The organism is Actinoplanes sp. NPDC048791 (assembly GCF_040650095.1).
Lineage (GTDB): Bacteria > Actinomycetota > Actinomycetes > Mycobacteriales > Micromonosporaceae > Actinoplanes.
In genome coordinates this window covers 1-8,316 of sequence record NZ_JBEZGQ010000309.1, presented here as the reverse complement: position 1 = coordinate 8,316, position 8,316 = coordinate 1, and the positions used below count along the sequence as shown (strand labels likewise).

Sequence of the window (8,316 nt, the reverse complement as noted above, 5' to 3'; positions counted from 1 at the left end):
CGCGGTGCCGTCGCCACCGGACGCGCCGGCCGGCGGCCCGGCCGAGCCGGTGGCCGAGCCGTTCGTGCAGAACTACGCGGGCCAGCCGGGCGTCAAGCCGCTCAAGCCGCTGCCGTCCCCGACCAGGACGCATTTCGTACGGCCGAACGTGGACGGCTGCGACCACAACTACGGCGAGGTCACCCAGTGCGTCCCGTGGACGTTCCCGCCGGGCACCACGGACAAGTGCGCCTGGCTGGCCGAGCACGGCTTCAAGAAGCTGAAGGTGGCCGCCGCGGACCGGCAGAAGCTGGACACCGACGGCAACAAGATCGCGTGCGACAACTGACCGGCCGCCATCCGGTCAGCCCGCCATCACCCGGCGGTGCACGGCGGTGACGGCAGCACGGGCCGAGACGAACGACCCGTGCTGCCAAGCCACCTCGTGACTGAGCCAGTCCCCGGCGAAGTACACCCGCCCGGCCGGCTCCAGCAGCAGGTTGTAGCCCGGCGTGCCGTACGGCGGTGCGGTCCAGGCGCCCTCCAGGTGCCGCATCCGCTGCCAGGCCACGGAGAACGACGCCGCCAGCTCACTCCGGTACTTCTCGCCGTGGATCTTCACTCCCTGCTCGACCGCCCGCAGAGCCCGCTGCTCCGGAGTGAGCGCACCGTAGGCCCGGGCGTTCGCGCCGGTGTTGTAGTAGCCGACGATCAGCCCCCGGTCGTTGTGGAAACCGTGCGACGGATACCAGACGTGGGCCAGATCCAGGTCGGTCTCGGTGATGCCGCCGTAGATCCGCAGGTCGTTCTCCCACCAGCGGCTCCGGTACTCCAGCCCGATCTTGCCGGCGGCGGTGGCCGGGAACGAGCCCAGCGCCGCCTGTACCCCGGCGCCGAGGTTGTGCGGGACCCGGGCCATCAGATGCGGCGGCAGCGCGGCGACACAGAAGTCGGCGTCGACCGTACGGGTGCGGCCCCGCTGGACGTAGGTCACGCGTACGCCGCCGGGCCGGTCCTCCAGGGCGGTGATCTCCGCGCCGAGCCGGATCCGGCCGGCGCCGACCGCCCGGCTGAGCGCGTACGGGATCCGGTCCATGCCGCCGACCGGCTGGAACATCATCATGGCCTGGTCGTAACCGAACTCGAAGCTGAAGTAGCGGCCGACGTTACTGGCGAACACGTCCGCCAGTGACCCGGGCCCGGCCAGCGGCGTCCCGGCATCCGTGCCGGGCCCCGGATAACTCGCGAAGCCCCGCCGGCCGCCGCCCCGGTAGGCCCAGTCGTCGGCGCGCCCGCCGATCGCCCCGAAGCCCTGCAGGAACGCCAGCACCCGCTCCTTGTCCTGCGCGGTCAGCCGGGCGTCGAGCGCACCCTGGTCGGTGGCCTTGGCCAGCAGCTCGGCGACGTAGCCGTACACATCGGCCTTGGCCGTGCGATAGCGCACCGGCCGGCCGGGCAGCATCCCGGCCGCCTCGTTGTAGATGAGCGCGTCGGCGTTGGCGTTGACGAACGGCTCGATCGGCACGCCCAGCTCGCGGCAGTAGTCCAGCGTCACCATCCATTGCGCGATCCGGGCCGGCCCGGCATTGAGATAAACGCCGGAGGAGAACGCGGCCCGCTGCGTACTCCCGTCCAGATCGGTCTCGGTGGTGCCGCCCCGGACGGTGAGGTTGCGCCCACCGACGACGCCGCGCGCCTCCAGCACCGTGCAGTCATAGCCGGCCTTGCCCAGCTCGTACGCGGAAGCGAGCCCGGCGACGCCCCCACCGAGAACCACGACCTTCTTGGCGCTGCGCCCGGTGAGCGTGAAGTCGGACCGGCGCGGGGCCTGGAACGGCGGCGCGGGGGAGGCGGCGGCGGGGGCGAGACCGAGCGCACCCATGGTGGCGAACAGGGCGCCGGCACCCCCACTGACCCCGACAGACTGCAGAAACCGCCGCCGGCTGACACCGGGAAGATCGTGGACCATCGCTGCCTCCGAGGATCGGGTCACGGTCCGCCGATTCTGTGACCGCCCGATGACACCCAGCCGCAAAAGATGTTACTGACCCATGTCGATACCAGGCCCGGCCGGCGGAGGTTCGAAGAGCGTCAGTTCGAGCAGATCCGGCTCGACGGCCAGCCGGTGCGCGGTCTGGTGCATCCAGTGCAGATACACGGCATAGCGGTACGGACTCCAGGCGCGGGACCGGCCCCTGGAGGTGACCAGGTACGGCATCTTCGTCAGCCGGTGCACGGCGGTGGCCAGCCGGTGGTCCAGGATCAGGGCGCCCGGGGTGGTGAAGTAGAGGAACTTGGTGAAGAACGCCGGGCCGTACCCGCCGAGCCGGCCCCACGCCGCAACGCCTGCCTGAGCGCGCTTCTTCGGGTCGTAGCCGCCGTACAGGATCGCGTAGGCGGCGATCGGGTCCTGCGCCGAAGCCGCGTGCTTCAGTGACCGTTCGAGGTCGGTCCCGGCCAGCTCGAGGATGGTGCGGCAGCGGGTGGGGCCGTAGCCGCGCTTGCCGCTGCCCCAGACGAAGCTCGCGGTGAAGACATCGACCACCGATCCCCGGGCCGCGATGTCGAAGACCTCGCCGCGGGAGATCCTCCCCGGCTGAGTGAGGGGCATGCCGTCGATCAGCCCGGCCCAGTTCGCGGGAGCGAACGCGATCGACTGGCCGCGCCAACCGTCCTCGCCCAGGCTTGTCCGCTTGGCGGCGACCTGAGCAGCCAGCTGCCGCAGATCGGCTTCGCTCAGAGCGTGGTCGGCGGCCTCGCGGCGGGCTTCCTCATCGTGTTCGTAGGTCACCTGAGGAACTCTGGCATTCGGGCGTGCGGTCCGGCACGAGGCGGTTCGGCCAGAAGATCGTGCCGGTTCACTACCGTGTCCAACCGATACGCCGGGCGACGAGCCGGTCCGGAGTGCCTGACCGAGAATCGGAAGTGATCATGAGTGCTCTGCCGGACGTCCGCGCGGACGTGGGATGGGTGGCACCGCCCACCGAACTGGATTGGACGGGGATCGAGCAGGCCATCGGTCTGCGCTACCCGGCGGAGTTCCGGGAGCTGTGCTCGCTGTTCCCGCCGGGTGTCTTCCAGAGCTTCCTGAAGATCCTGCATCCGTCCGCCGAGGCGGATCCGGCCACGTACGCCGCCGAGGTGGGCGGATACGCCCTGCTTCGTGACGACGCCGAGGAGAAGGGTTTCCCGTATCCGCTCCATCCCGCCCTGGGTGGGGTCGCGGGTTGAGCACCGCTGAGTTCATGCGCGCGATCACCACGGTCCCGTCGGCGGTGCCGATGCTGGCCTATGTGGCCGAGGCCCGCCAGCCACCGACCTTCGTCGCGTTCAAGCCCGCCGGAGGCCCGTCCTCCTACGCTCCCGCCACCCGGGCGCGGCCGCGGGCCAGCTATTGGCTGGAGGGTGAGGCGCGCACGCCGCTGACCGAGCCGGTGAACGCGGTCGCCGAGCTGGAAGCAGTGGTCGCGCCGGGCCCGAGATCCGCCGTCGACTGGGACGCTGTGGATGCTCGGCTCGGGAGAACAACACCGCCGGACTTCTATCGTCTGATCGACACGCTGGGCGCGGTGTCGGTCGGCCGGCGACTGTGTCCGCGCCGGACGGCTCCGCCACCGACTTCTTCGCGCAACTGCAGCAGCTCGGTGACCGGGTGGCCCAGCTGCGCGCCGCCGGTGACGGACCGATCGGCACCATCCACCCCGAGTCCGGCGGCCTGATCGCCTGGGGCCGGTTGCGGGGCGGCGGCTACCTCTGCTGGCTGCCGGCATCCGGTAGATCGAAGGAATGGCCGGTCCGCGTCGCGCTTTCTCCTCGAACTGGCGACGCGTCCGGAACGCGTCGCGCTTCCCCCGCACATCGATCAAAGACGATAGGGTCGGGCCGGTATCTGGTTCCGAGTGCCGGAGGCGTGCGTCGATGCGTTCCGTTCGATTCCTGGTGCGTGCCCTGGCCGCCGGCACCGCCCTGCTCACAGTGGTCGCCGGTGCCTCGGTCGCGCAGGCTGCTCCCGTAGCCGGCACCGAGCCGACCTACGACTACACCCAGGCCGTGCGTGAGCGGGTGTGGGTGCAGACCACGGTGGACAGTGACGCCGACGGGCTGCCCGACCGGGTCGCCGTACGGATCATCCGGCCGCGGACCGAGCGCCGGGTGCCCGTCATCTTCCAGGCCAGTCCGTACTACGCCGGGCTCAACGACGTACCGAATCATGACGACATCGACCGGGACGCCGCCGGCGCGCGCCGCAGTGGGGTGACCGGCGCCGACCGGGCGGCCGAGACCGTGACCTTCGCCGGCTACCTGGACAACTATTTCGTGCCCCGCGGTTACGCCGTCGTCTTCGCCGACAGTCTCGGCAGTGGCGGGTCGGACGGATGTCCCACCTCGGGCGGGCGCAACGAGACGCTCGGCATGAAAGCCGTCGTCGACTGGCTCAACGGGCGGGCCGCCGCGTTCGACGAGGCCGGCGCCCCCGTACGGGCCGGGTGGTCGACCGGGCGCACCGGCATGATCGGGGTGTCCTACAACGGCACGCTGCCCAACGCCGTCGCCGCCACCGGGGTGCGGGGGCTGGAGACGATCGTGCCCATCGCCGCCATCTCCAGCTGGTACGACTACTACCGGGCCAACGGCGGCGTCGTGGCTCCGGGCGGGTTCCAGGGTGAGGACACCGACGTGCTCGCCAAAGCAGTGCTCACCCGGGAGCATCCCGAGGTCTGCGCCGATGTCATGGCCGCGATCGAACGCGACCAGGACCGGATCACCGGCGACTACAACCGTTTCTGGGCCGAGCGGGACTACCTGCGCGACGTCGACAAGGTGCGCGCCAGCGTGCTGCTCGTGCACGGGCTGCACGACGACAACGTGCGGACCTCGCAGGCCGGACAGTGGTGGGACGCGCTCGCGAAGCGGCACGTGCCGCGCAAGATCTGGCTGCACCAGGCCGCGCACACCGACCCGTTCAACGTCCGGCGGGCCGAGTGGCTCAGCACGCTGCACCGCTGGTTCGACTTCTGGCTCTACCGGATCGACACCGGCGTCATGCGCGAGCCGATGGCCGACGTCGAGGTGGCGCCGACCGTCTGGCGTACCGCCCGGTCCTGGCCCGTGCCGGGCACCCGGCCGACCGCCATGTTCCCGCGCGCGGGCGGCACGCTGAGCCGCACCCCGTCCGGCTTCGGCACCCGCGAGTCGTTCGTCGACGATCCGGCGCAGACCGCCGAGCAGCTGGCCGACGACGAGTTCGCCACCGACCCGAACAGGCTGGCCTACCTGTCCGAGCCACTGACCCGCGAGACCCGGCTCTCCGGCACGCCGAAGGTCACCATCCGGGCCGACGTGGACGGCCCGTCGCCCTATCTCACCGCGCTGCTGGTCGACTACGGTCCCGCCGACCGCTTCGCCGGGCTGCGGTCGCTGCCCGTGCAGGACTGCGTCGGCCCCGGCATCCCGGAGGATCCGGGCTGCTTCAACCGCCGGGAGTACGTGACCACGCGCACCGACTCGGAGATCGTCACCCGGGGCTGGCTCGACGTGCGCAACCGGCTCTCCGCCGCGCGCAGCACGCCGGTGCGCGCCGGCAAGACGTACACCTTCAGCTGGAACCTGCAGACCCAGGACCACGTGTTCGCGGCCGGGCACCGGATCGGCCTCGTGCTCATCTCCACCGAACGCGACCACACGCTGCGCTACCCGGCCGGCACCACGGTCGGCGTGCGGCTCGGGGTGTCCCGGGTGGTGCTCCCGCTGTCCAGCTGATCCGGCCCTGGACAGGCCGTGAAAAACTCATTCCATCGGGCCGAACGATTCGCCGATCCACTCCGTAGTCATGTCCGAGGCGTTACGTAATGCGTACGCACCGTCGATCGGACAGCGGGGGCTGTTATGACCAGTGTCATCGACCAGCAACACCTTCAGCCGAGTTCTTCCTGGTGGGAGCGCCAGGGCGACCTGATCATGCGGCGGCCGTTCAACGAGTGGACCTTCACCCACATGAACTGGCTGCTGCCCACCGAGCGGGTCGCCCGCGGCCCGGTGCACCGGCCGTTGCCGGGCCGGGCCCGCCCGCTGGACGTGACGTACACCTTCGGCGGCGCCGAGCTGAGCCTCGCCGACCTGCACCGCCGGACCTTCACCACCGCCTTCGTCGTGCTGCACCGCGGCGAGCTCGTGCACGAGTCGTACCCCGGTGCCTTCGCCGGTCCGCGGGCCCGCTTCCAGCTCTTCTCCCTGTCCAAGTCGCTGACCTCGATGCTGGTCGGCATCGCCCTGGCCGACGGCGCGATCGGCGCCCTGACCGACCGGGTGATCGACTACCGGCCCGACTTCGCCGGTACGGCCTACGAGTCCGCCACCCTCGCCGACCTGCTGGCGATGAGCAGCGGCGTCGGCGACATCGAGCAGTGGGACGTGCCCGGCACGGACATCAAGCGCTTCGAGGAGGCCTGCCTGGGCCGCGGCAGCGTCGAGGACGTGCTGCGGTCGGCCCGGCGCACCGGGGCGCCGGGGGAGCGGTTCAACTACTCCACCCTCGACGCGCAGCTCATCGGCTGGGTGCTCGAGGCCGCCACCGGCCGGTCCCTGGCCCGGTACGCCACCGACCGCCTGTGGAGCCGGATCGGCGCCGATCGCGACGCCTACTACTGGCTGTCCCGCTCCCGGCCGCGTACGGCGATCGGCGGCGGCTCGTTCAACGCGACCGCGCGGGACGTGGCCCGGCTCGGGCTCCTGATGGCCCACGGCGGCGTCCTGGACGGCGAGCAGATCGTCCCCCGCGACTGGGTGGCCCGCAGCGGGGTCCGCGACGTGGCGCATCTCGCGATCGGGGCGCTCGGCCCCAGTGGCTACGACCATTACGGCTACGCCAACCAGTGGTGGACGCTGGACGGTGGCGCGTTCACCGGGCTGGGCGTGCACGGGCAGTACCTGTTCGTCGACCCGGCGGCCGACGTGGTCATCGTCAAGTGCAGCGCCTGGCCGACCGAGGACGACGCGGAGCGGGACGCGGAGACCGTCGCCGCGCTGCGGGCGATCACCGCCCGGCTGAGCGGGCGGTCAGCGAGCCTGGTCGGCTAGGGCGGCGAGGACCGCGGTCCGGGCCTGCTCATCCGCGAGACCGGGCAGGCCCGACGTGTACGGCTTCAGCGCGGCGAGCAGGGCCACGCGGGGGTCCGCGTCCCGTACGCCCCGCAGGGCGGTGAGGAACCAGGGGAACGCGGAGTCACGGCCTGCCCGTCGGCCGGCGGCCAGCCACTCGCGCACCTGTTTACCCAGCGGGGAGTCCGGTGCCACGGGGTCCGTGGATGCGATGGCCGGCATGAGGCCGGGGGTGTCCGCGAGGCCCAGGAGCGTTGCCTGCCGGCGTACCTCCGCGACCGCGACGGACCGCTGCAGCTGCGGCGCGGCGGCCTCCGCGGCGGTGACCAGCTCCGCGGCGTACGGGGTCCGCCGGCCGGCGCGCAGCAGGTCTCCGGCGGTGGCCGCGGTGACGAACCAGGGCTCCAGCTCGGCCGAGATCCGCGCGGCCGACAGGGGCTGGTCCGGGAGCCGGGCGCCGGTGATCCGCTGGGCCAGCACGATCGCCCGGGCCTCGGCGTCCGGCCAGGTGGGCTCGTACTCGTCGGTCGGCGCCCGCAGGCCCAGCGCGTCCATCAGGTGGCGCAGCATGCCCGGGTCGGCTCCCCAGACCGTCTCCTCGGCCGGGTAGCCGGGGTCGAAGCCGATGATCGTGGTGCCGTCGACCGCGTAGCCGAAGTGCGCGGCGGCGGCGTCGTGGCGCAGCACCGAGACCGCCGCGCTGCCCCGCGAGGCCGCCTCCAGCAGGCCGTGGTCGGCGCCCAGAACCCCGCCGGGCTCGATGACCACCGACCAGGCGCCGAGCTCCAGGGCCACGGCAATCCTGGGGGATCCGACCTCGGCGGACTGCACTTGCCCGGTCACCTCCGCGGGCGCGCGTTCGCGGATGGTGTCCGGGGATCCGCCCAGCCGGCGCAGGGCCGTCGCGGCGTCGGCGTCCTTGACGTAGGTCAGGCAGAACGTCGGCCCGAGCTGGTCGCGGAGCACCCGGGCGTGCGCGAGGTCATCCACAGCAATGCAGCTTAGGCCCGGTCAGGGAACGTATCGTCGGGGGATGGACCGCGACGACACCCTGCGACACCTGCGGGCCGAGGCCCGGGCCCAGGTGGAGCGGCTCGACCAGGAGCTGCACGAGCTCTTCGCGGCCTCCCGCAGCTCGAACGCCGACGACGAGCACGACCCGGAGGGCAGCACCATCGCGTTCGAGCGGGCGCAGCTCACCGCCCTGCTCGCCGCGGGCCGGCGCCGCATCGCCGACCT

Annotated in this window: 8 protein-coding genes and 1 pseudogene; 6 read left to right on the top strand and 3 right to left on the bottom strand. The window is 72.0% G+C overall.

The annotated features are described in order from the left end of the window. Window positions 1–328, top strand: a 328-nt coding sequence (locus tag AB0C29_RS22240; protein WP_360823077.1) for a hypothetical protein, incomplete at its 5' end; no start/stop codon positions are given. Window positions 329–343: 15 nt separating this feature from the next. Here AB0C29_RS22240 and AB0C29_RS22235 read toward each other — a convergent pair. After that, a complete protein-coding gene (locus tag AB0C29_RS22235; RefSeq protein WP_360823074.1) occupies window positions 344–1,948 on the bottom strand; it encodes an FAD-dependent oxidoreductase in 1,605 nt (534 codons plus the stop codon). Window positions 1,949–2,020: 72 nt separating this feature from the next. Further along, the gene (locus AB0C29_RS22230; protein WP_360823071.1) at window positions 2,021–2,770 is read right to left on the bottom strand and encodes a hypothetical protein; all 750 of its coding nucleotides are present in this window, start codon (window positions 2,768–2,770) and stop codon (window positions 2,021–2,023) included. 140 nt (window positions 2,771–2,910) lie between these two features. Between AB0C29_RS22230 and AB0C29_RS22225 the strand changes: the two genes are divergently transcribed. From AB0C29_RS22225 to AB0C29_RS22210, 4 genes are all read left to right on the top strand, one after another. Beyond that, entirely contained in the window at window positions 2,911–3,210 is a 300-nt protein-coding gene (locus AB0C29_RS22225; RefSeq protein WP_360823069.1) for a hypothetical protein, read from the top strand. Beyond that, entirely contained in the window at window positions 3,207–3,698 is a 492-nt protein-coding gene (locus tag AB0C29_RS22220; RefSeq protein WP_360823066.1) for a hypothetical protein, read from the top strand. The genes AB0C29_RS22225 and AB0C29_RS22220 overlap by 4 nt, the downstream gene beginning before the upstream one ends. Before the next feature lie 199 nt (window positions 3,699–3,897). Next, complete coding sequence (locus tag AB0C29_RS22215) at window positions 3,898–5,739, top strand: Xaa-Pro dipeptidyl-peptidase (RefSeq protein ID WP_360823063.1); 1,842 nt, start codon at window positions 3,898–3,900, stop codon at window positions 5,737–5,739. A gap of 126 nt (window positions 5,740–5,865) precedes the next feature. Further along, window positions 5,866–7,056 (top strand): serine hydrolase, encoded by a 1,191-nt coding sequence (locus AB0C29_RS22210; protein ID WP_360823060.1) that lies wholly within the window; start codon window positions 5,866–5,868, stop codon window positions 7,054–7,056. Here AB0C29_RS22210 and AB0C29_RS22205 read toward each other — a convergent pair. Next, window positions 7,036–8,067, bottom strand: a complete 1,032-nt coding sequence (locus tag AB0C29_RS22205) for a DUF6461 domain-containing protein (RefSeq protein WP_360823057.1) — start codon at window positions 8,065–8,067, stop codon at window positions 7,036–7,038. The two genes, AB0C29_RS22210 and AB0C29_RS22205, sit on opposite strands and share 21 nt — an antisense overlap. A gap of 43 nt (window positions 8,068–8,110) precedes the next feature. On the opposite strand from AB0C29_RS22205, the pseudogene AB0C29_RS22200 reads away from it, so the two are divergent. Next, window positions 8,111–8,316 (top strand): annotated as a pseudogene (locus AB0C29_RS22200) (DnaK-like suppressor protein); the annotation flags it as partial.

Excerpts from the sequence above, each read along its gene's own strand:
- AB0C29_RS22235 (WP_360823074.1), bottom strand. The coding sequence starts at position 1,948 with ATGGTCCACGATCTTCCCGGTGTCAGCCGGCGGCGGTTTCTGCAGTCT.
- AB0C29_RS22215 (WP_360823063.1), top strand. The coding sequence starts at position 3,898 with ATGCGTTCCGTTCGATTCCTGGTGCGTGCCCTGGCCGCCGGCACCGCC.
- AB0C29_RS22225 (WP_360823069.1), top strand. The coding sequence starts at position 2,911 with ATGAGTGCTCTGCCGGACGTCCGCGCGGACGTGGGATGGGTGGCACCG.
- AB0C29_RS22210 (WP_360823060.1), top strand. The coding sequence starts at position 5,866 with ATGACCAGTGTCATCGACCAGCAACACCTTCAGCCGAGTTCTTCCTGG.